The organism is Yeosuana sp. (assembly GCF_057126245.1).
In genome coordinates this window covers 1-26,720 of sequence record NZ_DBNGMQ010000101.1, presented here as the reverse complement: position 1 = coordinate 26,720, position 26,720 = coordinate 1, and the positions used below count along the sequence as shown (strand labels likewise).

The 26,720-nt window shown below is 33.4% G+C and carries 26 protein-coding genes; 13 read left to right on the top strand and 13 right to left on the bottom strand.

Annotated features, from left to right (window positions below):
- The first annotated feature begins 65 nt into the window (after window positions 1-65).
- The 5 genes from accC (at window position 66) to AC15TD_RS13515 (ending at window position 6,130) form a co-directional block, all read left to right on the top strand.
- Window positions 66-1,418 (top strand): acetyl-CoA carboxylase biotin carboxylase subunit, encoded by a 1,353-nt coding sequence (gene accC / locus AC15TD_RS13535; protein WP_484452683.1) that lies wholly within the window; start codon window positions 66-68, stop codon window positions 1,416-1,418.
- A gap of 167 nt (window positions 1,419-1,585) precedes the next feature.
- Window positions 1,586-2,701, top strand: coding sequence for an NAD(P)/FAD-dependent oxidoreductase (locus AC15TD_RS13530; RefSeq protein ID WP_484452736.1), 1,116 nt, complete (start codon window positions 1,586-1,588; stop codon window positions 2,699-2,701).
- Between the two features lies 1 nt (window position 2,702).
- The gene (gene mtgA / locus AC15TD_RS13525; protein ID WP_484452682.1) at window positions 2,703-3,395 is read left to right on the top strand and encodes a monofunctional biosynthetic peptidoglycan transglycosylase; all 693 of its coding nucleotides are present in this window, start codon (window positions 2,703-2,705) and stop codon (window positions 3,393-3,395) included.
- On the top strand, window positions 3,392-3,853 hold the full coding sequence (locus AC15TD_RS13520) for a 3-oxoacyl-ACP synthase (RefSeq protein WP_484452681.1): 462 nt from the start codon (window positions 3,392-3,394) through the stop codon (window positions 3,851-3,853). Before mtgA ends, AC15TD_RS13520 begins: the two co-directional genes overlap by 4 nt.
- A gap of 24 nt (window positions 3,854-3,877) precedes the next feature.
- Entirely contained in the window at window positions 3,878-6,130 is a 2,253-nt protein-coding gene (locus tag AC15TD_RS13515; RefSeq protein WP_484452680.1) for an efflux RND transporter permease subunit, read from the top strand.
- A gap of 1 nt (window position 6,131) precedes the next feature.
- On the opposite strand, the gene AC15TD_RS13510 is transcribed toward AC15TD_RS13515, so the two are convergent.
- The 6 genes from AC15TD_RS13510 to AC15TD_RS13485 form a co-directional block, all read right to left on the bottom strand.
- Entirely contained in the window at window positions 6,132-7,046 is a 915-nt protein-coding gene (locus AC15TD_RS13510; RefSeq protein WP_484452679.1) for an ABC transporter ATP-binding protein, read from the bottom strand.
- A 63-nt stretch (window positions 7,047-7,109) separates the two neighbouring features.
- Complete coding sequence (locus tag AC15TD_RS13505; protein ID WP_484452735.1) at window positions 7,110-9,170, bottom strand: prolyl oligopeptidase family serine peptidase; 2,061 nt, start codon at window positions 9,168-9,170, stop codon at window positions 7,110-7,112.
- Window positions 9,171-9,352: 182 nt separating this feature from the next.
- Complete coding sequence (locus AC15TD_RS13500; RefSeq protein ID WP_484452678.1) at window positions 9,353-10,342, bottom strand: aspartate-semialdehyde dehydrogenase; 990 nt, start codon at window positions 10,340-10,342, stop codon at window positions 9,353-9,355.
- A 134-nt stretch (window positions 10,343-10,476) separates the two neighbouring features.
- Window positions 10,477-10,881, bottom strand: coding sequence for a large-conductance mechanosensitive channel protein MscL (mscL, locus tag AC15TD_RS13495; RefSeq protein WP_484452677.1), 405 nt, complete (start codon window positions 10,879-10,881; stop codon window positions 10,477-10,479).
- A gap of 69 nt (window positions 10,882-10,950) precedes the next feature.
- Complete coding sequence (gene alr / locus AC15TD_RS13490) at window positions 10,951-12,057, bottom strand: alanine racemase (protein ID WP_484452676.1); 1,107 nt, start codon at window positions 12,055-12,057, stop codon at window positions 10,951-10,953.
- Window positions 12,050-12,697 carry a thymidine kinase gene (locus AC15TD_RS13485; RefSeq protein WP_484452675.1) on the bottom strand — a complete coding sequence of 216 codons (648 nt, stop codon included), beginning with the start codon at window positions 12,695-12,697 and terminating at the stop codon, window positions 12,050-12,052. Before AC15TD_RS13485 ends, alr begins: the two co-directional genes overlap by 8 nt.
- A gap of 106 nt (window positions 12,698-12,803) precedes the next feature.
- On the opposite strand from AC15TD_RS13485, the gene AC15TD_RS13480 reads away from it, so the two are divergent.
- Window positions 12,804-13,541 carry a hypothetical protein gene (locus AC15TD_RS13480; protein WP_484452674.1) on the top strand — a complete coding sequence of 246 codons (738 nt, stop codon included), beginning with the start codon at window positions 12,804-12,806 and terminating at the stop codon, window positions 13,539-13,541.
- Complete coding sequence (gene rsmI / locus AC15TD_RS13475; protein WP_484452673.1) at window positions 13,538-14,209, top strand: 16S rRNA (cytidine(1402)-2'-O)-methyltransferase; 672 nt, start codon at window positions 13,538-13,540, stop codon at window positions 14,207-14,209. The genes AC15TD_RS13480 and rsmI overlap by 4 nt, the downstream gene beginning before the upstream one ends.
- A 190-nt stretch (window positions 14,210-14,399) precedes the next feature.
- Here the strand turns inward: rsmI and AC15TD_RS13470 are convergent, their stop codons facing one another.
- On the bottom strand, window positions 14,400-14,990 hold the full coding sequence (locus AC15TD_RS13470) for a carboxymuconolactone decarboxylase family protein (RefSeq protein ID WP_484452672.1): 591 nt from the start codon (window positions 14,988-14,990) through the stop codon (window positions 14,400-14,402).
- 69 nt (window positions 14,991-15,059) lie between these two features.
- Between AC15TD_RS13470 and AC15TD_RS13465 the strand changes: the two genes are divergently transcribed.
- The 4 genes from AC15TD_RS13465 to AC15TD_RS13450 all read left to right on the top strand — a co-directional run bounded on the left by AC15TD_RS13465 (window position 15,060) and on the right by AC15TD_RS13450 (window position 19,839).
- Window positions 15,060-16,070 carry a dipeptide epimerase gene (locus AC15TD_RS13465; RefSeq protein ID WP_484452671.1) on the top strand — a complete coding sequence of 337 codons (1,011 nt, stop codon included), beginning with the start codon at window positions 15,060-15,062 and terminating at the stop codon, window positions 16,068-16,070.
- Between the two features lie 345 nt (window positions 16,071-16,415).
- On the top strand, window positions 16,416-16,838 hold the full coding sequence (locus tag AC15TD_RS13460; protein WP_484452670.1) for an OsmC family protein: 423 nt from the start codon (window positions 16,416-16,418) through the stop codon (window positions 16,836-16,838).
- A gap of 28 nt (window positions 16,839-16,866) precedes the next feature.
- A complete protein-coding gene (gene recJ, locus AC15TD_RS13455; RefSeq protein ID WP_484452669.1) occupies window positions 16,867-18,564 on the top strand; it encodes a single-stranded-DNA-specific exonuclease RecJ in 1,698 nt (565 codons plus the stop codon).
- A 6-nt stretch (window positions 18,565-18,570) separates the two neighbouring features.
- A complete protein-coding gene (locus tag AC15TD_RS13450) occupies window positions 18,571-19,839 on the top strand; it encodes an MFS transporter (RefSeq protein WP_484452668.1) in 1,269 nt (422 codons plus the stop codon).
- Here the strand turns inward: AC15TD_RS13450 and AC15TD_RS13445 are convergent.
- On the bottom strand, window positions 19,836-20,588 hold the full coding sequence (locus AC15TD_RS13445; RefSeq protein WP_484452734.1) for a UDP-2,3-diacylglucosamine diphosphatase: 753 nt from the start codon (window positions 20,586-20,588) through the stop codon (window positions 19,836-19,838). The genes AC15TD_RS13450 and AC15TD_RS13445 overlap by 4 nt on opposite strands.
- A gap of 10 nt (window positions 20,589-20,598) precedes the next feature.
- Window positions 20,599-21,051, bottom strand: a complete 453-nt coding sequence (locus tag AC15TD_RS13440; protein WP_484452667.1) for a 6-pyruvoyl trahydropterin synthase family protein — start codon at window positions 21,049-21,051, stop codon at window positions 20,599-20,601.
- Between the two features lie 113 nt (window positions 21,052-21,164).
- On the opposite strand from AC15TD_RS13440, the gene AC15TD_RS13435 reads away from it, so the two are divergent.
- Window positions 21,165-21,806, top strand: a complete 642-nt coding sequence (locus tag AC15TD_RS13435) for a 2OG-Fe(II) oxygenase (RefSeq protein ID WP_484452666.1) — start codon at window positions 21,165-21,167, stop codon at window positions 21,804-21,806.
- 98 nt (window positions 21,807-21,904) lie between these two features.
- Here AC15TD_RS13435 and AC15TD_RS13430 read toward each other — a convergent pair whose 3' ends face one another.
- Window positions 21,905-22,078, bottom strand: coding sequence for a hypothetical protein (locus AC15TD_RS13430; RefSeq protein WP_484452665.1), 174 nt, complete (start codon window positions 22,076-22,078; stop codon window positions 21,905-21,907).
- Window positions 22,079-22,111: 33 nt separating this feature from the next.
- A complete protein-coding gene (locus AC15TD_RS13425; RefSeq protein WP_484452664.1) occupies window positions 22,112-23,437 on the bottom strand; it encodes an MATE family efflux transporter in 1,326 nt (441 codons plus the stop codon).
- A gap of 121 nt (window positions 23,438-23,558) precedes the next feature.
- Between AC15TD_RS13425 and AC15TD_RS13420 the strand changes: the two genes are divergently transcribed.
- Window positions 23,559-24,356 (top strand): universal stress protein, encoded by a 798-nt coding sequence (locus tag AC15TD_RS13420; RefSeq protein ID WP_484452663.1) that lies wholly within the window; start codon window positions 23,559-23,561, stop codon window positions 24,354-24,356.
- A gap of 130 nt (window positions 24,357-24,486) precedes the next feature.
- Here AC15TD_RS13420 and AC15TD_RS13415 read toward each other — a convergent pair whose 3' ends face one another.
- Entirely contained in the window at window positions 24,487-24,849 is a 363-nt protein-coding gene (locus tag AC15TD_RS13415; protein WP_484452662.1) for a hypothetical protein, read from the bottom strand.
- Between the two features lie 89 nt (window positions 24,850-24,938).
- Entirely contained in the window at window positions 24,939-26,411 is a 1,473-nt protein-coding gene (locus AC15TD_RS13410; protein ID WP_484452661.1) for a vanadium-dependent haloperoxidase, read from the bottom strand.
- Between the last annotated feature and the right edge of the window lie 309 nt (window positions 26,412-26,720).

The window sequence follows — 26,720 nt, the reverse complement described above, 5'->3', positions numbered from 1 at the left end:
CAAATCTCAAAATCCAATATTTGGAATTTGGCGATTGGAATTTGAAATTTTTAATACCAAACGTTATGTTTAAAAAAATACTAATTGCCAATAGGGGGGAAATAGCATTACGTGTTATTAGAACCTGTAAAGAAATGGGCATTAAAACAGTGGCCGTTTATTCTACTGCAGATGCAGAAAGTTTACATGTTAAATTTGCAGACGAAGCTGTTTGTATAGGTCCACCATCAAGCACCGAATCCTATTTAAAAATGTCTAATATTATTGCTGCTGCAGAAATCACAAATGCCGATGCGATACATCCAGGTTATGGCTTTTTATCTGAAAACTCTAAATTCTCAAAAATTTGTGGAGAACACGGGATTAAATTCATAGGAGCGTCTCCAGAGATGATTGATAGAATGGGCGATAAAGCCAATGCAAAATCAACTATGAAAGCTGCAGGTGTGCCTTGTGTACCAGGTAGTGATGGCATTATTAAGTCATTTGAAGATTGTATAAAAGTAGCTGAAGAAGTAGGATATCCTGTTATGCTTAAAGCCTCTGCAGGTGGTGGTGGTAAAGGAATGCGAGGTGTTTTTAAACCTGAAAACCTAAAAGATGCCTGGGATTCTGCACGTCAAGAAAGTAAAGCAGCTTTTGGAAATGACGATATGTACATGGAAAAACTTATTGAAGAACCAAGACATATTGAAATACAAATTGTAGGTGATTCTTCAGGAAAAGCCTGTCATTTATCAGAAAGAGATTGCTCTATTCAACGTCGTCATCAAAAACTAACAGAAGAAGTACCTTCGCCATTTATGACTACAGAGTTACGTAAAAAAATGGGTGAAGCTGCTGTAAAAGCGGCAGAATATATTAAATACGAAGGCGCAGGAACCATCGAATTTTTGGTCGATAAACACAGAAATTTTTACTTCATGGAAATGAATACACGTATTCAGGTTGAACATCCAATAACCGAGCAGGTTATTGATTTCGATTTAATACGTGAACAAATTCTGGTAGCAGCTGGTGTGCCAATTTCAGGAAAAAACTATACACCAAAGCTTCATGCTATTGAGTGTAGAATTAATGCTGAAGATCCTTATAACGGATTTAGACCTTCGCCAGGAAAAATAACAACATTACATGCACCAGGTGGTCACGGTGTTCGTTTAGATACGCATGTGTATGCAGGTTATACCATTCCGCCAAATTATGACTCTATGATCGCCAAGTTAATTACTACGGCGCAAACTAGAGAAGAAGCCATTAACAAAATGAAACGCGCTCTTGAGGAGTTTGTGATAGAAGGTATCAAAACAACCATACCATTCCACAGGCAATTAATGGAGCATCCAGATTACATAGCAGGTAATTATACCACCAAGTTTATGGAAGACTTTGTTATAGAAAATCAAATCGAAGAATAAAACATAAAGCTCTGAAATTTTTTTCGGAGCTTTTTTTATGGTGTTACGTTTTCTTTTTTCCCAAAGAACCGTCGGGCTGTACGCTATATCTTTTGTAAAAAACAAAAAGGATGCCGCTTCCATCCTTAACACAAAATTTAGTAAATTCCCATAATAAAATGTTAGGAGTGAATTTATCATACTGGGAAATAAAATCGTGGTTTTCAAATATAGATTATACCATCGTTGGTAGCGGTATTGTGGGACTAAGTTGTGCATTATCTCTAAAAAAACGATTCCCTAAAGCCAATATTCTAGTGCTTGAAAAGGGAACACTTCCACAAGGCGCAAGTACAAAAAATGCAGGATTTGCTTGTTTTGGAAGTCTCAGTGAAATTCTTGACGATTTAAAAACACATTCAGAAGAAGAGGTTTTTGAGATTGTAAAAAAACGTGTTCAAGGCTTACATCTTTTACGAAAAAACTTAGGCGATAAAAACCTAAAGTATTTGCAATATGGAGGGTACGAACTTTTTTCTAAAGACGATACCGCTCTTTTTGAACATTGTTTATCGCAAAGAGAACAAATAAACACCTTTTTAAAACCCCTTTTTAATGCCGATGTTTTTAGTGTACAAGAAAATAGTTTCGGTTTTAATAATATTCACGAACAGTATATTTTTAATAAGTTTGAAGGGCAGATCGATACAGGAAACATGATGAAATCTTTGCTAAAAAAAGCAAGAGATAAAGGTATTCAAATATTAAATAATATTACGGTTGAGGCGCATAAGGAGTTACACCATTCAGTAACTGTAAAAACAAATCTATTGGAGTTTTCTACTTCAAAATTATTGATTGCTACCAATGGTTTTGCTTCACAACTTATTAATGAACACGTAAAACCAGCAAGAGCGCAAGTATTAATAACAAAGCCTATAAATAATTTACACATTAAAGGCACGTTTCATTTAGATAAAGGCTATTATTATTTTAGAAATATTGATAATAGAATTTTGTTTGGTGGTGGCAGAAATCTTGATTTTAAAGGAGAAGAAACCATGAGTTTTGACCAAACAGCGTTCATTCAAAACAGATTAGAACATCTATTAAAATTAACCATTTTGCCTCATACTCCTTTTGTAATTGAACATAGATGGAGCGGCATTATGGGCGTTGGAAATAAAAAGAAGGCCATTGTAAAACCGGTATCAAATCATGTGTTTTGTGGTGTCAGGCTTGGAGGTATGGGTGTTGCCATTGGGTCTATAATTGGTAATGATTTAGCCCAGTTAATAGATTAACATGATAAAAAAACTCTTCATATTTATTTATAAACTGATTTTATGGTTTTTTGTGTTTTCCGTCGCTATTGTTATTCTATACAAATGGGTGCCGGTACCAATCACACCATTAATGCTAATAAGAAACGTTGAACAACTTCGAAACGACAAAAAAGTAGTCTTAAAACATGATTGGATTTCCATTGAAGAGATGTCTAAAAATCTACAATTAGCCGTTATATGTAGTGAAGATCAAAACTTTTTAAATCATCGTGGATTTGATATTGAAGCCATTGAAAAGGCTATTGATTATAATAAAAAAGGAAGACGGGTAAGAGGCGGTAGTACGATTAGTCAGCAAACAGCTAAAAATGTATTTTTATGGCCACAACGCAGTTGGTTTAGAAAAGGACTCGAAACATATTTTACTTTTTTAATTGAATTATTTTGGTCTAAAGAACGCATTATGGAAGTATATTTAAACAGTATTGAAATGGGTAATGGTATTTATGGCGTTGAAGAAGCTTCAAAATTTTGGTTTAAAAAACCGGCCATAAAACTGAATAAAAATGAGGCGGCTGCCATCGCGGCTATTCTTCCAAATCCATTAAAATACAGAGCGAATCCCGCTACTAATTATATTCAAGGCAGAAAAAACTGGATTGTTAGACAGATGAATTTCTTTGGCAAATTAGATTATAATATTAAGGAGTGAATACCGATTTAGAGATTAAAAAAGCACTCTATAAACAGTGTCTGAATTTTGTTGATGCGCGTTTGAATACCATTCAAAAAGCGATTAGCGAAGTGTATGAATCATTGTCTTCAGAAACAAAAAGCACTGCTGGCGATAAGCATGAAACGGGTAGAGCGATGCTTCAGCTTGACCGTGAAAAGCTAGGGCAACAATTAGCAGGTATTCAAAATTTAAAACAAGGACTTCGAAAAATTAACATAGAAACGACCTCAAATAAAGTCGGTTTAGGAAGTTTGGTTTATACGTCGCAACATCATTATTTTATATCCATTAGCGCTGGAGAGTTACTTTATAACAACGATAAATTTTATGCGATTTCTTTTTCAACACCTATTGCAAAAGCTTTGTTAGCAAAGCAAGTTGGGGATTCTATTCAATTTAGAAACAGTACTTTTGCTATCACCAAAATTACCTAAAGGGAGATTTTATAAAATTTAGCGATGAAGCAAATAGAACAGATTATAAAACAAATTATTAGGTATCGATTCGCAATCATTGCTATCCTATTTGTTTTAATGGGGGTTTCAGGATTTCAAACACTAAAAAATCTTAAAATAGATAATTCGTTGTCTATTTGGTTTTTAGAAGACGACCCAAGTTATAAAGCATATATCGATTTTCAGGAAGAATTTGGCTCCGATGAAATATATATTGCCATGTTTCCAGCTAAAAATGCGTTGGATTCTAACGAAATCGAGACTTTATCGAGACTTCATCGGGCGATAGATTCGCTTTCGTATGTAAAAACCACCTTTAGTTTAGCAAAGGCAAAATATCCTATTTACTCCAATAAAAAAATAGTATTTGATGATTTATATAATTCCAAACGAAGTGAAAACGGTTTAAAAAATCTCTTTTCTAAATTACCGAATATCACATCGCAATTGGTTTCTAACGATTATAAAAATCTATTTTTTTACATTCAGCTTAATCCAACTCCAACCATTGAAAATCAACGTCAACATATTTTAGGGGAACTTACAAATAAGATAGATAAAGAGTATGAAACCTATTATCTAACCGGCCCGCCTGTTTTAAACGAAGCCTACAGCCAAGGCATTTTCAAAGAAAGCTTAATGTTTGGTGTTTTAACGGTGTTGGTCATAACATTAATGTTGTTATTTTTGCTGCCTAACAGGCGTTATTTAATTGTCTCGCTGCTTTCAGTTGCGGTTCCTGTTACGCTTTTATTTGGTATTATTACGTCATTTGGATTTACTTTGAATATGATTTCTATGCTTATTCCAACCATTCTAATGGTGTATAGTGTAAGCGATGCGGTGCATATTATTAATATTTATCATAAGGAAGGCATCGCTAATACCGAACGACAAAAAAGAGCATTGATAGCGCTCGCGGTTCGAAAGAGTTTTACCCCTTGTTTTTATACAACTTTAACAACTTTTGTGGGCTATTTTGCCTTATACTTGTCGCCATTACCCGCTTTTAAAAACATGGGAATTTTTACCTGTATAGGCTTGTTTTTGAGCTTTTTGTTGGTTTATGTTATTACTATTATCGGGTTTAGTTTTATGAGTTTGAGTTTTAAATCAGCCAAACCCACAGTGTCCTTTAAAAAAATCAGCCAAACCAATTTTATAGGATGGCTAAACAGAATTACATCCCAATATAATATAAGTATTGTTGTAATATTTACCCTTATTTTAATCTATGGAATATATGCCATTTTTCAGGTTAAAATAGACACGAATTCTCTTGATCTGTTGGCTGAAAGTAAAGCAAAACAAGATTTAAGAGTCGTTGAAAGTCAATTACAAGGAAGCTCAAGATTGCAATTAAATATCACGACATTAGGTGAAGAAACTATCGTAAATAAAGAGGCGATTACATTCATTGAAAACTTTCAGACGAAACTTGAAAATAATCCGTTTATTTCTGCTCCAGTTTCCGTAGTGAATATAAAATCGTTTTTAGAGAAGCGCAACAAACTAGCTTCTTTTGGTACTGTATCCAAAGAAACAATAGAGAATACATTATCAGGAATCGATAATAATGACAATAGCTTTTTTAAATTATTTTCTGAAGATGTTAAATCTGCCGGAATTACTTTAAGTTTTAAAGAAATCAACACGGCTGAGTTAGAACAGCTAATATTAGATATTCAAAATGATTTTGATAGTACACCTAATTCAAAGGATTATTCATTAAAGATTAATGGTTTTGCGGTTGTTTTTGCACAACTCAATAATTTTATTTTAGAGACGCAGTTTAAGTCCTTTTTCGCTGCCTTTTTTATTGCCTTTTTATGTTTATGGTTTTTTATTAAAAGTATAAAAACAACGCTTTTGGTATTAATACCTAACATTTTACCTTTGGCGATATTAGCCATTTTTATGAGTCTTTTACAAATTCCGTTGGATGTTACAACCGCTATGATTACACCTATTATGTTGGGTATCGCGATGGACGATACGATTCATTTAGTCTATAAATACCGTCGCAGTAAAACCATTTCTGGTTCGCCAGAAAAGAGAATGAATAATGCCATGCTTTATACAGGAAGTGCCCTTTTTTCAACGACCATAGCTTTGGTAGCTGGGTTTTTAATAATAAGTTCAAGTGCGGTACCTTCGGTTAGAGATTTTGGATTACTATGTGCTATAACGGTCGCCATAGCCTTAATTACAGATATATTTTATTTACCCGCGTTATTAAAATCGTTTGACAAATAGGCTAGTTAATTATTTTAAAAGAGACAGTGGTGTTTTCTTTTAATTGAGAATGATGTTTAATAAAAATAGTCTTAGCGTTGTATGCTACTTCGATAAGCCATGAGTTTCCGTTAAAATAAGAGGCTTTTACGATTCCTTTTAAACCTGATTGGTCAACAATTTTAAGCTCATGGGCATATTTAATTCCTTGCGGTTTAAAAATATTAAATTCATCAAAAAATGAAGCTATAAGTGGAATTTCAGGATTTTTATAAATATTTTGGGGCGTGTTTTGTGCTATAACCTTAGTATCGTGAATAACAATCATCTTATCAGAAAAACCAAGGACATCTTGTTTATCGTGTGTTGCCACGATACAAGTAACATTTTTTTCTTTTAAGTGTTTAAAAAATCGCCTTCTTAAAGATTGCTTTTTAAAATTGTCAATATGACTGAAAGGTTCATCTAATAATAATATTTCAGGTTCTTTCGCGAGGGCTCTTGCTAAGGCGACACGTTGTTTTTGTCCGCCGCTTAACAATTTTACTTTAGTGTTAGCCCAAGCTTCTAATTCTACTACTTGTAGAAGTTCTGTAATCCGTTCTTGTTTTTCCTCAGGATAAAAATTTGATAGAAATTCACCTATGTTTTCTGAAACTGTTGTAAAAGGCATTAAATCAAATTCCTGAGCAACGTATTTCATATAATCAGGTCCGATAATCAGATTGAATTTTGGACCTAAAATAGCTTGTTCTTTCCAAAACATATGTCCTTCATTTAGGTCGTATGTTCCGTAAATTAATTTTAAAAGCGTACTTTTTCCGGAACCACTTTCACCAATAATAGCGAAGTGTTCGCCTTGATTAACTTCAAAAGAAATATTCTTTAAAATGAGAGAACTTCCATAGCCAAATGAAATGTTTTTTACCTGTAACATGTTGTAAAAATACCATAAAAAAATCGCTTGAATTCCATGTAGTTTTAATTTTTAAGATATGGGTTATTTTTTTTTGGGTAAAGCGATATAACCCATATTGTATAGAGTAAAAGCGAATATATCCGCATACTGTTCAATAGTCTTACTCACAGGAGTACCTGCGCCATGACCAGCATCGGTTTCAATTCTAATTAAAGTTGGGTTGTTTCCTGATTGTTTTCGTTGTAATTCGGCGATAAACTTAAAGCTATGCGCAGGTACTACCCGGTCATCGTGATCTCCCGTGGTTACCAAAGTTGCAGGATAATTGACGCCTTCTTTTACATTATGAACAGGAGAATAGCCTTTAAGGTATTCGAATATTTCTTTGCTTTGTTCAACGGTTCCATAGTCATAAGCCCAACCTGCACCTGCTGTAAATGTATGATATCGTAACATATCTAAAACGCCTACCGCGGGTAATGCTACTTTAGCCAGATTAGGACGTTGCGTCATAACCGCACCCACCAATAAACCTCCATTTGAACCACCTCTCAATGCTAAATATTCTGAAGACGTATAGTTGTTGGTTATTAGGTATTTGGCAGCAGCGATAAAATCATCAAATACATTTTGTTTTTTTAATTGCGTTCCAGCATCATGCCATGCGCGTCCATATTCGCCACCACCTCTTAAATTGGGAACAGCTAGGATACCTCCTTGTTCCATCCAAACAGCATTTGTAATGCTAAAGGAAGGCGTTAAACTAATATTGAATCCGCCGTAACCATATAATATGGTTGGATTTTTACCATGTAATTCAATCCCTTTTTTATGAGTAATCATCATAGGGATTTTTGTTCCGTCCTTAGATGTATAAAACGCGTGATTACTTTCAAAATCACTAGAGTTAAAATCTATACTAGGTTTCCAATATAATGCAGTTTCCCCTGTTTTTGGATTTAAAGAATAAAGACTTGAAGGTGTATTATAATTAGTAAATGAATAATATAAAGTAGTATCGCTTTTTTTTCCTGAAAAACCACCAGCAGAACCAGGTCCAGGTAGCTCAATATTTCTGATTAATGTCCCGTTAAAGTCGTATTGTTTTATTTTTGAAATAGCATCTACCATATATTCGGCAAATAAATAACCATTCCCTGTTGAAATATTTAATACATGTTCTGTCTCTGGAATTACATCAACCCAATGTTCTGGTGTTGGATTTTGTGCATCAACCATTACCACACGTTTATTTGGAGCATTAAGATTGGTGATAAGAAACAGGTTGCTTTCTTGATTTTGAATTAAAAAAGTATCACTATCTGTATTATTAAGTATGGCTATCAATTTGCTTTTTGGAACGGATAAATCCTTTAGATACAACTTGTTCCCAGATGTAGATATACGCGGTGTTAATACTAAATACTTATCATCTTCTGTAACGGTCCCATAGATGTAACGATGCTTTTCTTTTGCTGTTCCACCAAAAATTAATTTATCTTCTTTTTGTGGAGTTCCTAGTTTATGGTAATATACTTTGTGTTGATCTGTTTTTGCAGACAGCTCGCTTCCTTTTGGTTTATCATAACTTGAATAGTAAAAGCCATCATTTTTATACCATGAAATAGGGCTGAATTTGATATCTATCAGTGGTTGTTCAATAATATTTTTTGTTTCAACATCTATAATAACCACTTTACGCCAGTCACTTCCTCCTTCAGAGATAGAATAGGCAAGTATTTTTCCATTTTTTGAAAAGCTTAATCCATCAAGTGAAATGGTACCGTCTTTTGAAAAGGTGTTAGGGTCTAAAAAAACTTCAGCTTCAGCATCTCCTTTCTTTCTGTAATAAACATCTTGATTTTGTAACCCATTGTTTTTTGAAAAATAGGTGTAATCTCCTTCAACGAAAGGCGCTCCTATTTTTTCATAATTCCATAAACTTGTAAGACGCTTTTTAAGGTCTTTTCTAAAGGGGATTTTATTTAAATAATCAAAGGTGATCTTGTTTTGAGCGTCTACCCAAGCTTTGGTATCACTGCTTCTGTCGTCTTCTAACCATCTAAAAGGGTCTTTTATATCAACACCAAAATGGGTGTCAACAGTGTTTATAGTTTTTGTTCTAGGATATTTCAAAGTTATGTAATGATGGTTAATGTCAAAAATATATAAAAATATTTTAGTTAAAAAGGGGTGTTTACTTTGCAAATAAATTTACCATAATATCTTTTAAAGATGTCAAAAAAATAAACCTTAAAGAAAAAAGCTTCCACAAAAAATGTAGAAGCTTAAAGTTTAGTATAAGTTTAGTTTGTTAAAGTTGATTATACTAAATTATTTTCTATTAAATATTCTCCAATTTGAATGGCATTAGTTGCAGCACCTTTACGTAAATTATCAGCAACAATCCACATGTTTAATGTGTTTGGTTGTGATTCATCGCGTCTTAAACGACCGACGAAAACCTCATCTTTGTCATGGGCAAGAATAGGCATTGGATAGGTGTTTGTTGCCGTATTATCTTGAACAATAACTCCGGGTGTTTCGCTCAATAATTGTCGTACTTCAGATAATTCAAAATCATTTTCAAATTCTACATTTACAGATTCTGAATGCCCTCCAGAAGTAGGGATCCTAACAGCTGTAGCAGTCACAGAAAACGTTTTGTCGTTAAATATTTTTTGAGGTTCTTTGGCTAATTTCATTTCTTCTTTAGTATAGCCGTTATCTTCAAACACATCACAATGTGGTAATGCATTTCTACCAATTGGATAAGGGTAAGCCATTTCACCTTCAATACCAGCGATTTCATTTTCTAATTGTTTAACCGCCTTTACGCCTGTGCCAGAAACCGACTGATATGTTGAAACGACCACACGTTTCATTTTATATTTTTTGTGAAGTGACGATAATGCCAAGACCATTTGAATGGTTGAGCAATTAGGGTTTGCTATAATTTTATCGTCTTTTGTTAGTTCATGTGCATTTATTTCTGGAACCACTAATTTTTTGGTTGGATCCATACGCCATGCTGAAGAATTATCGATTACTGTAGTTCCAGCTTCAGCGAATTTAGGAGCCCATTCTAATGAAGTGCCTCCACCAGCTGAAAAAATAGCAATATCTGGTTTTGCAGCAACAGCATCAGCTAAGCCTATTATGGTGTATTCACTATTTTTATACGTTAATTTTTTACCTACCGAACGTTCTGAGGCCACTACCAATAATTCAGTAATTGGAAAATTACGTTCTGCTAGAACTTTCAGCATTACTTCGCCAACCATACCAGTGGCGCCAACAACAGCTACTTTCATTTTTTTATTTTAATAAAATTTGGTAAACAAAATTAGGCATTAATTCTATTTTTAAAACCAAAAAAAGACCTCATTTTTTTAAAACGAGGTCTTTTTAACAATAAATAACAAAGTGTTATTTATTTAACATAAAGTTATTTTTTAAGCAAATCTCTTATTTCTGTCAATAAATCCTCTTGGGAAGGACCAGGAGGTGGAGGAGGTGCAGCTGCTTCTTCCTTTTTCTTCATTTTAGTAATACCTTTTATTAACATAAACATGACAAAGGCAACAATAATAAAGTCTATTAAGTTGGTAATAAAACTTCCATAAAGCACAGCTACTTCCCCAGTAAGGTTTCCTGCTTCATCGGCTACTCCTTCAGTAATAATCCATTTTAAATCTTTAAAGTCTGATTTAAAAATTAATCCAACTAATGGAGATACAATACCTCCAGTGAAAGATGCCACTACTTTATTAAAAGCAGCACCCATAACAAAAGCAACGGCAATATCAACGAGATTGCCCTTCATTGCAAATTCCTTAAATTCTTTTAACATGATTATACGTTTTAGTTAGTGAAAATCTAAAATAATCAAAAAAGCTAAACTTAAAGTTTCTTTTTAATATTATTTTATGAAGACGCGTTTAACGCGTTGTGAAATGGCTGTTATAAGCTCATAAGAAATAGTGTTTGTTTGTTGAGCCAACTCCTCAGCCGTAGATTTTGGTCCAAAAACAACCACTTCATCTCCTTCTTCGCATTCAATATTAGTAATATTTACCATAATCATATCCATACAAACATTTCCGATAATAGGCGCTTGCTGATTGTTAATTATTACAAATCCTTTTCCATTGCCATATTGCCTTCCTATACCATCGGCATGTCCAATTGGAAGTGTTGCAGTTTTTACGACAGTATCACTTTTATAAGCTCTGTTGTAACCAACCGATTTGCCTTTTTCAATGACATGAATTTGTGAAATAATAGTTTTTAAAGTCCCAATAGGTTTAAAGTGTTTGTTCTCTTTTTCTGAATTACCAAAACCATATAAACCAATGCCAGTTCTAACCATATCAAAATGTGCTTCAGGATAGTTTAGAATTCCAGATGTATTACAGATATGAAGCCAAGGTTTATCTTTAATTTTAGAACAAAATTCTTTAGAAATAACTTGAAAGGTTTTTATTTGATTTAAAGTGAATTCTTTTTCGTTTAAATCCTCACTTGCCGCTAAATGTGAGAATATAGATTTTACTTTTACACTTTTGGTTGTTTCTAATTTAGATACCAGATAATCAATATCGCGTTCTAAAAAACCTAAACGATTTAAACCTGTATTGAATTTTATATGAATTGGGTAATCCGTTTGGTTTTCTTCAGAAGATACTTTTATAAACTCATTTAAAATCTTAGCATTGTATAAACTAGGTTCAAGACAATGATCAATTAGTTTTTTAAAATTTACAGACTGTGGATGCAGTACCAATATAGGTGTTTTAACTCCAGCTTGTCTTAAAGCGATACCTTCTTTTACATAAGCGACCGCAAAATAATCAACATCAAGATGTTGTAAATAAAGCGCTATTTCAATAGCATCACTGCCGTATGCAAACGCTTTAACAACTGCTAAAGTTTTGGTTTTTTGAGAAATTTTAGATTTTATATACTCAAAATTATGTTTAAGAGCTTTTAAATCAATTTCAAGGATGGTTTCTTTGGCTTTAGGCATCCGAATTTTTAGGTTTTGAAATCACTTCTTCAGCATCATTAACCTTCATATTACGGACTTTATCGCGCATCATGGCTTTATAATAGGCCGCTCTACTTAAGGGTTCATATTCTTCTACCTCACCCAACATAACAAGATTGTCATTTTTAGATTTTCGGTAGCTATATTGTGCCAAATTCCCTGTTCGTGTACAAACGGCGTGTACTTTGGTTACATACTCAGCGGTTGCCATTAAACTAGGCATTGGCCCAAACGGATTACCTTTAAAATCCATATCCAGACCAGCTACAATAACCCGAACCCCTTTGTTGGCTAAATCATTGCATATACGAACAATTTCATCATCAAAAAACTGAGCCTCATCAATGCCCACCACATCACAACCGTCAGCAAGAATAGGAATATTTGCCGCCGCTGGAACAGGTGTTGAGCGTATTTCATTAGCATCATGAGAGACTACCATGTCTTCATCATAGCGCACATCAATTGCAGGCTTAAAAATTTCCACTTTTTGCCTTGCAAATTGAGCACGTTTAAGACGTCTAATTAGTTCTTCTGTTTTACCAGAAAACATAGAGCCGCAGATTACTTCAATCCACCCAAATTGTTCTTTATGATTTACTGTATTTTCAAGAAACATTTTGTAATTTTAACACTAAAACAAATCAAATATTCGTTTGCATAAAGGTGACGTAAATTTATTAAAAATAAAAGTCCAAATAATATAATTCTAAAAAATTAAAACAATGAAGAAGAAATTGGAATCTGAATTGATAAGTATAGCGCACAGAATTCTCAAGTTAAAAGGGAAAGAGGATGTTATAAAAATGCATGCAGAAGTATCCGTTCTTTTTGAAAAATTGTCTGTATTAAAGTTTGCCCATGATAATTTTGAAGATAATATTCCGTCAATTGGAAATGATTCGTCATTTTTTGGCATGCTTGACAATGCTTTTAATAATACCTTGAGTGATACCATAGAAGTTGAAGATAAAATCTACATTAACCTTGACGATGCAGATGAAGGTTCCATTATGGAACCAGGTATGAAAACCATTAAAGATATGGTTGAGCATATGCCCGAGGAAGACGATTCTGATATTGATGATAATGAACCTATCAAACGGATTTATGAAACCGATTTTGAAGAATTAACAGCAGGTTTTAAAAATATGCCAGAGTTTGAGCCTGTTATAGACGCCAATAAAGTAGAAGTAAACAGGCAAAAAACATTAAATGATAGGTTGAAAGCGAATACACTAAATATTGGCTTAAATGATAAATTAGCATTTATTAAACACTTGTTTGAAGGCAAAGCAGAAGACTATGAACGCGTGTTATCTCAAATAAATACTTCTAGTAGTTTTTTCGAAGCGAGTAAACTTATTCAAAATATTGTAAAACCAGACTATAACAATTGGATTGGTAAAGAAGACGTTGAAGATCGTTTGATGGAAATTATTGAAAGCAAGTTTAATTCATGAGTAAACTTTATATTGTTCCCACACCAATAGGCAATTTAAAGGATATGACCTTTAGAGCTGTTGAGGTTTTAAAAGACGTTGATTTAATTCTTGCTGAAGACACACGCACCTCTGGAAAACTTTTAAAACATTTTGAAATTAGTACGCATATGCAATCTCATCACATGCATAATGAGCATAAAACCGTTCAAAATTTAATTCAAAAACTAAAAGGTGGCACCACGGTTGCATTAATTAGTGATGCTGGGACACCTGCTATTTCAGACCCTGGATTTTTATTAACGCGAGCCTGTATTGAAAACAATATTGAAGTAGACTGTTTGCCAGGAGCTACCGCTTTTGTACCTGCTTTAGTAAACTCAGGTTTGCCTAATGATAAATTTATTTTTGAAGGATTTTTGCCCGTTAAAAAAGGCCGACAAACACGATTATTATTGTTGGCAGAAGAAACTAGAACCATTATTTTTTATGAATCTCCACATAAATTGATTAAAACATTGACTCATTTTTGTGAGTATTTTGGTGAAGATAGGCAAGTCTCGGTTTCTAGAGAACTTACTAAACTCTATGAAGAAACCATAAGAGGAACAGCTAAAGAGGTTTTAGAGTATTACACCAACAAACCACCAAAAGGGGAGATTGTGATTGTAGTTGGCGGGAAACCTTAAGGCACTTAATTATTTTTTTAATTAGCTATATTTTATGAATCAAAGTTATAATGAGGTATTATATTAAAAAAGAATATTAAAAATTTCCGGAAAGGTCTTAAATAAAATTATTGGTAGATCTACCTATCGTGAGATAGGTTAATCGTTAATCAAAATAAGCGAAGCATTTTAAAATCTACTATCTAACAATCTAAACATGTTTTCCTTTTCCCCATCCATGTTTTCCAAGATATTGTTCGCCACTTTCAACGGCACCATCTTCAATAGAGGTTCCCATAGAATCGTTCCAACGGTTTAAATATCCAAACAATGAAATTACACCCAACATTTCTACTATTTCGCCTTCATTCCAATGTTCGTGTAAACGCGTTTTAATAGTTTCATCGACAGCATTAGGAATTTGAGATGCTGCCAAACTAAAATCTAAGGCGGCACGTTCTGCCTCGTTAAAAGCAGGATGGGTTCTGTATTCCCAAATATTATCGAGTTGCTCTTGTTCGGCACCGTAACGTTCTGCCGCTCGTATAGCATGTGCCTGACAATAACGGCAACCCGTAGCATTGCTGCTTACCCAAGCAATCATGCGTTTTAATGAAGAGGTTACGCGCCCTTCATTAGCCATTACAGCTTTATTCAAATTAATAAACGCTTTGCTAATGGCTGGTCTGCGTTGCATGGTTAGTACCGAATTAGGACAAAACCCAAGGGTTTCATTAAAGAACTCGGCAAGTTTTTTGGTTTCCAAATCGTGGTCTGCTGAAAGCGGTGTAACTAAAGGCATAAATTCAAGTTTTCGTTTTTATCAAAGGTATAATTTTATTAACTTTCATATATAATTTAAAGCTATTTTATGGAGGTTATTTTAAAACCATACGAATTAAAATTAAGATACACGTTTACCATTTCAAGAGAATCTTATAATGCACAACCCAATTTAATTGTTGCGCTGAAAGATGGTAAATATTCAGGCTATGGAGAGGCAACCTCTAAACCATATTATGGCGTTACTGTCCAAAAAATGATGGATGATATTATGTCTCTAAAATCAAAAATTCAAGCAATAAAACAAAGTACTCCAGAAGAATTTTGGGATAGTATGTATCCATATTTAAAACATAATATGTTTGCCTTGTGTGGGCTAGATTTGGCCTACAATGATTTATACGCTCGTAAAAAAGGTAAAAAACTTCATGAACTATGGAATTACGATATTTCAAACAATCCGTTAACGAATTATACGATTGGAATTGACACTATTGAAAAAATGGTTTTTAAAATGAAAGAAATGCCATGGCCGATTTATAAAATAAAACTAGGAACCAAAGAAGATATTAAAATAGTAACCGAATTACGAAAACATACGAACGCCATTTTTAGAGTTGATGCTAATTGCGGATGGACAGTCGATGAAACCATTAAAAACGCCATAGCTTTAAAAGAACTAGGTGTTGAATTTTTGGAACAACCCATGAAAGCAGATAACTGGGATGCGCATAGAGAAGTTTTTAAAAAATCGGTTTTGCCTATTATTGCCGATGAAAGCTGTCAGATTGAAGCCGATGTTTCGAAGTGTCATAATCACTTTCACGGTATTAATGTAAAGTTGGTAAAATGTGGTGGTTTAACCTCAGCACGACGGATGCTCACTCATGCTAAAGATTTAGGCATGAAAACCATGGTAGGCTGTATGACAGAATCTTCGGTTGGAATTTCTGCCATTGCCCATTTACTTCCGCTTTTAAATTATGTAGATATGGATGGCACTTTGCTTTTAGAAGAAGATATCGCAACAGGCGTTACTATTAAACAAGGAGTAATAGCATATAGCTCTTTAAATGGAGTAGGCGTTTCTTTAATTTAGAAATACATGATTGTTGATAATATTTTTTGCTGACACCGCTTATTTATAACTCTCAACAAATACCAAATTTTAGAAGATTCTTTTACAAAGTATAAACAAATGCGAATCTTTTACGAAAGTTCAAACATCAAACTATCTATTTTTAATAAAGCGGAACGTTTTTTTCCAAGCAGATAGGTGCCGAAGATGATGTTAACACATTGTTTGGCACAATAGCAGGTAAGTTAATTGTAGAATATTCATCAAAATTTAACAGAGCTTTTATCAATATCTAAAAACATGTAATACTGTTTTAAGTTAATATATAGTATTTTTGATATCTACAAGGAATAAAAACTCAAAAAAATGGAAAATCATATTACGACAACATGGTTAGGGAGCATGAAGTTTGAAAGCACGAACCCTTCAGGTCATAATTTGTTTATTGATGCAGGCCCAGAAAACGACGGACAAGGTGAAGGGTATCGTCCTAAAGCGTTAATGCTGTCTGCACTTGCTGGATGTTCTGGTTTAGATGTGGCGTCATTAATAAAAAAAATGAAGCTAAAAGTTGATGATTTTAAAATTGAAATAGATGCAAACCTTACTGAAGAGCATCCTAAATTTTATGATAAGGTAACCATGGCATTTCATTTTTTTGGAACAGAACTTAACGAAAGCAAACTTCAACGTGCCGTTGATTTATCAATTGAAAAATACTGTGGTGTTATGGAGATGTTTCGTCAATTTTCAGAATTAAATGTAGAAACATATTTTCATAACCAATAGTTCTATTGGTTAATAAATTAATGCTGCTATGCGTTGGACACTTAAATCAAAAATAGATTCCTCAAAAATAGAAGTTTTGCAAAAAACGCTTAATGTAGATGCTGTTACAGCTGCATTGCTTTTAGAAAGAAATATTCAAACTTTTGATGAAGCTAAAAAGTTTTTCAGGCCAAGTTTAGAAGATTTGCATGATCCGTTTTTAATGAAAGATATGGATAAAGCGGTGGCGCGTATTGAAAAAGCTATGGCTAATCAGGAAAATATCTTGGTTTTTGGTGATTATGATGTAGACGGAACCACGTCAGTAGCTTTAATGGCTTCGTTTTTAAAAACCGAATATCCCTTAGTTTATACTTATATTCCTAATAGATACGATGAAGGCTATGGTGTCTCATACAAAGGAATTAATTTTGCTTTAGATAATGATTTCACGCTTATTATTGCTTTAGATTGTGGTATTAAGGCGGTTGATAAAATTGCTTTTGCAAAAGAAAAAGGTATTGATTTTATTATTTGCGACCATCACAGACCAGGAGCAGAAGTGCCGGATGCGGTGGCTGTTTTAGACCCTAAACAAGACGACTGCTTATATCCTTATAAAGAATTATGCGGATGTGGTGTTGGTTTTAAATTGATACAGGCATTGGCTTCAAAACAAGGAAAAACCGTTGATGAATTAATATTTTATCTCGATTTAGTGGCCACAGCTATTGGTGCAGATATTGTTCCTATAACAGGGGAAAACAGAATTCTGGCTTATTTTGGTTTACGAGTTATTAATACAAACCCCAGACCTGGAATAAAGGCAATTCTCGAACAGGTAAATAAAACAGAACTCACTATAACAGATGTCGTTTTTGTTGTTGCACCAAGAATTAATGCAGCGGGAAGAATGAAACATGGTAATTATGCCGTGAGATTGTTAATTGAGGAGGAATACGAAACTGCACAGCAGTATGCTAGTGAAATTGATGACTATAATTCTGATAGACGGGAAGAAGATAAGCGTATCACGGAAGAAGCACTAAAACAAATAGTAACAAACAAAGAAGAAACCAAACTAGCGACCGTTGTTTATCAAGAAGATTGGCATAAGGGCGTTATAGGAATTGTAGCTTCTAGATTAACGGAAACCTATTACAGACCAACCCTCGTTTTTACCAGGAGTGGTGATAAACTAGCAGCATCAGCAAGATCTGTGAGAGGCTTTGATATTTATAATGTTTTAGAAGCTTGCAGTGAATACATTGAGCAGTTTGGCGGACATAAATATGCTGCAGGACTAACACTTAAAGAAGAAAATTATGAGGCTTTTAAACAAGCCTTTGAAGATGAAGTGTCGAAGACCATTGATAGATCGTTATTAATTCCAGAAATAAAGATTGATGCCACTATTAACTTAAAGGATATCACCCCTAAGTTTTATAGAATACTTAAACAATTTGCTCCCTTTGGACCAGAAAATATGACACCTGTTTTTATGACTGAGAATTTAACTGATACTGGTTATGGAAAATGTGTTGGAGACGATAAAACTCATTTAAGAATTACTGTGAAACAACCAAAATCAAATAGTCTCGTTTGCATTGGTTTTGGAATGGGAGATAAATACGATTTAATTTCAAATAAAAAAGTATTTAAAACGGTTTATTCTATTGATGAAAATGAATGGCAAGGCAATGTAAGTTTGCAATTAAAGTTAAGGGATATTAAAGAGCAAGCCTAAAAACAAATGGCCAAAACCGATCCTTATTCAGCTTTAAGAATTCAAGAATTCAAGATTTTTTTATTGTTGCGATTCGTTTTAGTATTTGGATGGTCTATGCAGTTTATTGTGATAGAATGGCAGGTTTACAGTATTACTAAAGATCCATTATCATTAGGTCTTATTGGTTTAATGGAGATTATCCCAGCACTTTCTATGGCATTATTTGCTGGTCATATTGTAGATCAAAAAGAAAAACGAAATCTATTAGCCATATGTATTGCCTTTTTTTCCTTGATTAGTTTAGGACTTTTTTTACTTACGTGGCCGGTTGTAGTTTCAACATGGTCTACGAAAAGAATAATATATTCAATATATGCGTTGGTCTTTTTCGGAGGGTTATTACGTTCTTTTTTTGGTCCCACTATCTTTTCATTAATTGCACTTATTGTTCCTAAAAAATCATATGCTAATGCTGCAACCTGGAGCAGTTCTACATGGCAAATGGCATCGGTTTTAGGACCAGCGTTTGCTGGATTTTCAATTGGTTGGATTGGCGTTCATTGGTCGCTTTGTATTATTTTTAGTTTGGTTATTTTATCATTAATCATTCTATTACAGATTAAGAAAAAACCCATATTGAATCCAAAATTAGGAGAACCTGTGATTCAAAGTTTAAAAGAGGGTGTTCGCTTTGTTTTTAAAACAAAAGCTATTTTGGGAGCTTTAACCTTAGATATGGTTGCTGTTTTATTTGGTGGCGCCGTTGCTTTATTACCAGTGTTTGCACAAGATATTTTAAAGGTGGGTTCAGAAGGGTTTGGCGTTTTAAGAGCAGCTCCAGCTGTTGGAGCTTTTTTAACCATGTTGATTACGGCATATATTCCAATAAGCAAAAATGCAGGGATGAAACTTTTAGGTGCTATTTTTGGTTTTGGCGTTTGTATTATTGTCTTTGGTTTGTCTTCGATGTTCTGGATTTCGGTAATAGCCTTATTTTTTAGTGGTGTGACTGATGGTATTTCCATGGTGATTAGGCAAACCATTTTGCAGATAAAAACACCTGATAATATGCGCGGACGTGTGGCCTCGGTAAACTCTATGTTTGTTGGATCCTCCAATGAACTTGGTGCTTTTGAAAGTGGATTAACCGCTAAACTTATGGGCACGGTTACCGCCGTTGTTTTTGGTGGAACAATGACTTTAATTACGGTAGTTACAACGGGATTAGTGCTACCATCATTTAGAAAATTAGATCTTACTAAAGATATTGAGGAGCACGAAAAAGAAGATTAATATGTTTTGAGTTCAAATTCGTTTCCATCAAAAACACCATAGGTAAAATATTGAATCCAATCACCTAGATTAATATATTTTGAACGGTTTGAAAGATTAATTTCTAATGGTAAATGTCTATGGCCAAACACAAAAAAATCACGGTGTTTTTCTTCTAACTTCTTCTTGCTATATTGGGCCAACCACTCGTTTTCCTCACCAAGAAATTTAGCATCGTCATCACCGGAAATTAATTTATTTTTTACGGATAAATATTGGGCAATACGCATGCCTATATCAGGATGTAACCATCTAAACAGCCATTTAAATAATGGGTTTGTAAATACTTTTTTCATGCGTTTATAACCTTTGTCCCCAGGGCCTAAACCATCACCATGCCCAATAAAAAATAAGGTGTTATTTAATTGAAATTCTTCGGATTTATGATAAACAGGAATGTTTAATTCTGTTTTAAAATAATCAGCCATCCACATATCGTGATTCCCAACAAAAAAATAGATAGGGATTCCTGAATCACTAATTTCGGCTAATTTACCCAAAGTTCTAGTAAACCCTTTTGGTACTACTGTTTTGTATTCAAACCAAAAGTCGAACAAATCACCTAAAAGAAAAATGGCTGCAGCATCTTGTTTTATCTCATCAAGCCATGAAATGAATTTTTTTTCACGTGGTAATGAGCTTTCATATGATGGTGCGCCCAGATGGTTGTCTGAAGCAAAGTATATTTTTTGTCCTTTTGGAACCGTTATTTGGTGGCTACTATTCATTATCGCTTGCGTACCACTCGGCAAAAGAGGTATCAGTTTCTTGAAGTTTTAAGGAATGAAGTTTTATATGATTAGGTAATCGGTTTTTAATTTTTTTAGAGAAATCAATTACCATCATTTCGCTTGTAGGTTGATAATCGACCAATAACACATTATGCCCTCTGTTCTCGAGTTCTTTGGCCAGTTCAACATGTGGCGTATTTTTGTTAAAAACAGTGGCATGATCGAATACATTTACAATCTCTTCTTTTACTATTTTCTTTAAATCACTAAAGTCAATCACCATTCCAAACTTTACATTGGTAGTATCTTTTATTGGTTTTCCAATAACAGTAACAGACAATTTATAACTATGACCATGCACATTTTTACACTTACCATCATAACCATAAAGAGCATGACCAGTTTCAAAAGAAAATTGTTTTGTAATACGAATGTTTCCCATTTATTATAAATTAAAGTACAAAGATATTCATTTTGCGAAAGTAATGGGTTTTTAGATTACATTTGGGCACTTTTCTTAAAAATGAATTGGTAGTTTTTTTAACTCTTTAGAATATGAATCATCTTTTTGAGGCTATTAATTTTGTTGAAAACCCGCTTTATGAGCAGATTATATCTGATATTATTGAAAAAAAGTATAGTATTGTTGAACATTTTTTCACAAACGAAGAGGTCGAATTACTCAGACACTCTTTGTTGGAAAAATATAAAGAAGATGCCTTTAAAAAAGCGGCCATTGGAAATAGAGTCAATGAAACCATAGAAAAATCTATTAGGGGCGATGTTATTTTATGGATAGATGAACATAAATATGATACGGCAGAAGCCTTGTTTTTCAAAAAAATTAATGATTTAATAGCCTATTTAAACAGAACTTGCTTTATGGGTATTTTACATAAAGAATTTCATTATGCACTTTACCCAAAAAGCACCTTTTATAAACGTCACATTGATACTTTTGAAAATGATGACAGACGCAAATTATCTTTTGTTTGCTATTTAAATGAAGATGGATGGCAGCCTAAAAATGGAGGCGAACTGGTTCTTTACCCGACCGGTCATATGAATTTAACAGAAAAGGTTATTTATCCATTTCCTGGTAGAGTTGTAATTTTTGAAAGTCAAATCATTGAGCATGAAGTTAAACCAGTCAATACAGAACGATTAAGTATTACCGGATGGCTAAAAACCCGTTGATTAGTGTTTTTTTACTCTGTTAACTATGAAAATGACTACTAGTATTAAGCCTAGAATTAAAAACAATCCGTTACCACTTAAAAAATTCAGAAAATCTATTAGTCTTTATTTTTTATTTTTTTATTATATGCATACATCCAATAAGCTAAAGCTACTAAAATAACAAATGGTAGCATAGATCCTATAAAAACACCGATTTCATAACTAGAATCTGGAGCATTTTTAATTTTATCTTCAATCTTTATGTCTTGAATTAGACTTAATAATAGCATTTTAAATCAATATTAGTTTCAAAGTTAATAGTTTTAAATAAGAGGTAAAAACAAGCGTCTAAATTTGATAATTAAAGGAATTCCTCTCGCAATTATCCAAACAGTAAGGGCTATAAAAATGGCATATAATTTATAACCCAAAGTATCTAACCAAAATAGAATAGGAAGAAAAACAAGAAATGTCGCAAATAACAATACATTCCTTAGATATTTCATTTTCCCAAGACCTTTAAACATGCCATCAAAAATAAAGGCTAAAGCACAAAAGGGTTGCATGATTAATACCAACCAAAATACATCATAGAAAACATTTAATACTTCAGGATCTGAAGTAAAAATATGGCCAATAGGTTTATAAAGAATAGCACCAACTATGGCTGTTATTAATCCAACTATAATACCGTATTTAATAAGTTTATTGCTTAATTGTATTAATAAATTATAGGCCTGGGCACCATATAACTTCCCGGATAAAATATTACCAGCACTGGCATATCCATCAATAATAAAGGCTCCTAAAAACCAAAGATTAATCGCAATTGTATAAGCTGCTATATATTCTGCACCATAACTTGTAGCAAAAGCGCTGGCAAAATATAAAGTAACATTTAAGGCAATAGTTCTTATAAAAAGATTAAGAATCATAATAACGAATCGTCTTATCTCTTCGTTAAAAGGAAAGGTTACTTTTAAAGAAATTGGTGTTTTCTTTATCAAAAAATAAGCAGAACTGATAGCCATAACGAATTGTGAAATTAGACTGGCATAAGCTGCTCCCCTAATATTCATTGGTTCAAAAAAACCATCAATACCATATACTAGAATCACATCTAAAACAATATTAATAATAGCACCTAAAAGAGATATAATCATTGGGTAATAGGTGTTTTGCAAACCTCTGAATGAACCAAAAATTGCAAAAGTAAAGAGAGTAAAAGGAAATCCAAACACACGTATTTTGTAATATATAGTACTGTAATCTAAAATTAAATCTGACGCGTTATATAGTTTAAAAATAGATCTTGAAAAGGGATAAGTAAATACAATAATTAAAATACTAATTGATGTGATGATGAAAATGGCTTGAGCAGGAAGATTTTTAACGTTATTTAAGTTATTAGCACCTACATATTGTGAAACAATTGAAGAAATTGCGCTTCTCGTTTGACCCAAAACCCATATTAACATTGATAAAAAAGTACCTACTATACCAACGGCTGCTAAAGACTCTGTTGCATTAACATGAATATTACCAACTATTGCGGCATCTGTTAATGATATAATAGGCTCAGAAATTCCCGATATTAAAGCAGGAATAGCTAATCTATTTATGTTTTTTATACTGATATCTAAATTCACAGAGTTTCTTGATTATTTTTTTTAAAAGTATGAATATATTTAAGAGTTATCTTCCAAGTCGTTTTTATGTTTAATTTTGTACCGCATTTTTATTGTAAATTTAAATTTTAAAATTTTACGCATGAAAAATATTTTAGTACCAGTTGGAACCTCAAAAAACACCATAAGTCATTTGCAGTATGCTGTTGATTTTGCTGAGGCATTTGAGGCTAAACTTTACATTGTTCATATCTATAAAGTTTTTACAAAAGCTGGAACAATGATTAATTTAGATCATATAGTTGAACGAGAGAGTAAAGAATATTTGAATGAACTTATTTCTAAAATTGACACAAAAAATGTCGAAATAGTTGCAAAAGTATTGAAAGGAAAAATAGTTGATACTTTAGACTTGGTGTGTAAGATAGCGAACATTGATTTGATATTGATTCAACCTAGAACTAACTCTATTGAAGAGGAGGTCTTTCTTGGAGAAACGTCTGGAAAAATCATCAAGCAAATGAACGGTCCAGCATCTTTAATAGTTCCAGAAGGGTATACCTATAAACCAGTGAAGAATATTTTAGCAGCAATGAAATCTGCTATTATTAAAAAAGAACATGTTTTAGATCCTCTAAGGTTTTTCAAAGAAAAATTTAATAGTAAAATAAATCTGTTGTTAGTAAAAACACCTTATCATAAAGAAGGAGATTTTGATGTTAACGAAGAGCTAACATCATTAGTTGATGAGGTTTTAAAAACCGAAAATGCAACAACATTTCACGGTGTTTTGAGACATTATGAATCGCACAATCCAGATATGTTGTGTGTAGTAAGACGAAAAAGAGGATTTTTTACTAAAAAATGGGAAAAAAATGTAATACTGAAAAAAGATTTTTCAAGTGAAATTCCGGTTTTAGTTTTAAGTGGACTCAAATAATATTTTGGGGATGCAGCTAAGTTGTCTAGAGCCCTTGATTGGTATCTAATGAGGGCAGAATTCTTAATTTCTAGTATCCCTTGTATTTGAGATATTTTCAACTCAGGATATATATGTAAAAGCTGCCTTTTTATTTGTTTTTGATTTCAACACTTATAATATGTATGTCCTTTTCACCTACGTTTTTCAATTTATGAGGTGGCAATGGTTCAGTCCAAACGGAAGTTGACGATAGAGGTGATTTATCAAAATTTCTCGAATCGATTACAACATTGTCTTTGTCATCATATCTGATGAAATCTGACCAACTCAAAACATAAAGTGTTGCTGGCCATTTGTGAGTATGAAGTGCTGTCATTTCATTTGGACGAATAAGCGTGTTAAGAACTCTAACAGTATCATTTTCTAATAACAGGTTGTGATGTTTTGGTGCAGCGGTTAAAGCATCTAATTCGTCAGGCCAAGACTTAGTTATATCTGTATCTGTTTTCATAATTATTACAATTAGTGTTTCTTATGGCTGTGTATATGGTTTATGGATATCTTAAGTTAGTATTTAATTTAATTCTTTATTTTGTGTTGTTATTCTTCCCCTATATGTTTTTTGTAAAATTTCCAAACTTCTTTAGCCACATTTCTACCCAATTCCAATCCAGCAACATTATCAGATTGTATATGATAACCGCCTAAAACTCTGGAAATACCGGCCATTTCTGCAGTCTCAGTAAATGTTGGAAATTTCAGGGTAATTGTGTCTCCTAAATTATTAGGCTCTGTTAAAGCTCCTGCAACTAATTTTGCTTCGGAACCAAACTTCTCACTTCCGGTCCATATTTTCAAAGCTTCCGCACAACCTCCGCTGATAGTACTATGCCCAGAAGTGTAGCTTGGAAATGGAGGACACAAGAATATTTCGGGAGAATATGGTCTCCATTCTTTTCCGTCGATATTTATCATTCCTTTTCCTTCCCCACCCCAAGCTTTGATTATTTGTTTATCGTAATATTGATGAACCAATGCATAGGGTCTTGCATAATCATAGAACATTTTAGAATCCCAAGAAGCAATAAAAGCATCCATTGCAACTACCTGATTGTAGAAATACATTTTTACATCTTCGTCAAGTGTATGGTTATCTCTTCGGGAGACATCTTGAGCAAATTTCAACCAATGTCCAGCTTGCTGCACTGATTGAGGCCCATCTCGCATAAACTCCACCAAAGCTTTTTGATAATCGGTCAGGTTAGCTTGCATTTCGATAACCTCTTTAACTTCTTTTTCCAATTGTTCCGAACCTATCATAGGTGGAGGTCCTGGACGAAACTGGTCTGCTGATTTTAATGCGATAGGTTTAACTTTATCCCAAAAAGGAGTCAAGCATCCTGGAGCATATTTCCCTCCTTTGCCATCTGAAAAATATTTTGGTTGCCAGCGGTTAGGGTCAACATTTTTATCAGCTGAATTAACGGGTTCGTACCCCACGTAATTAAAATAAGGCTCACCGTTCGAACCCTCTTCTTCACCGTATTGATTAGAGCCATCACCTTTTCGAGCCTCTATTACAGCTTTAGCCGCTAAGTTACCAATACCTTCGGGTGTTGTAGAGTCTAATGATTCATTCATTGGGTCTAAGCCCAATTTTTTCATGAAGTTCGAAAACAATTCCTTATCTGAAAAATAATATTCATTCATTGCCCGAAATGCCGCATAGCTAATAGCAATTTCTTTATTTTTAAGCGTATGCTCTGTTGTGGGTCTTCTATCAGCTCCTTCAAGATAGACAGGAGTCGCTTTTTCGTCATACATTGACCAAGCGTCAAAAATGGAAACGAATATCAAACCCAAATACCGAGAGGTAACAGTTGGTCTTGGTTTAAATTTTTCAGTATCATTAGCTTGAGCTGTCAACGCCATATATCCCCACTTATAGGCGACATTTTCAACTCCTCTAGGTTCAGTTGTTTCAATCGAACTTTGTTGTCCCTCTTTATTTTCGCTCTTTTTACAGTTAAAAAGAATTAATGCAGTGAATAAAAGTAAAACGGTTCTTTTCATATTTTTTTAATTTTTTCTCTAATGACATCTAATAAATGGATATGTTTACTTGTATATATGACCATTAGGTGTATTTATATAATACACTTTTTAAAGATACTTTCTACAAATAAATAATCATAATTATTTTAAATAATATATTTATTTGGTTCTGGGTTTTGGTAGTGGGTTTTTGTAATTAAATGTATACATTTGCATAGTTTTAACAAAATGCATCACTAGTTAAAGGGCGTAAAGCCTTATTAAACGCTGTATATAAGACATTTGGGGATGTAGCTCAGTTGGCTAGAGCGCTTGACTGGCAGTCAA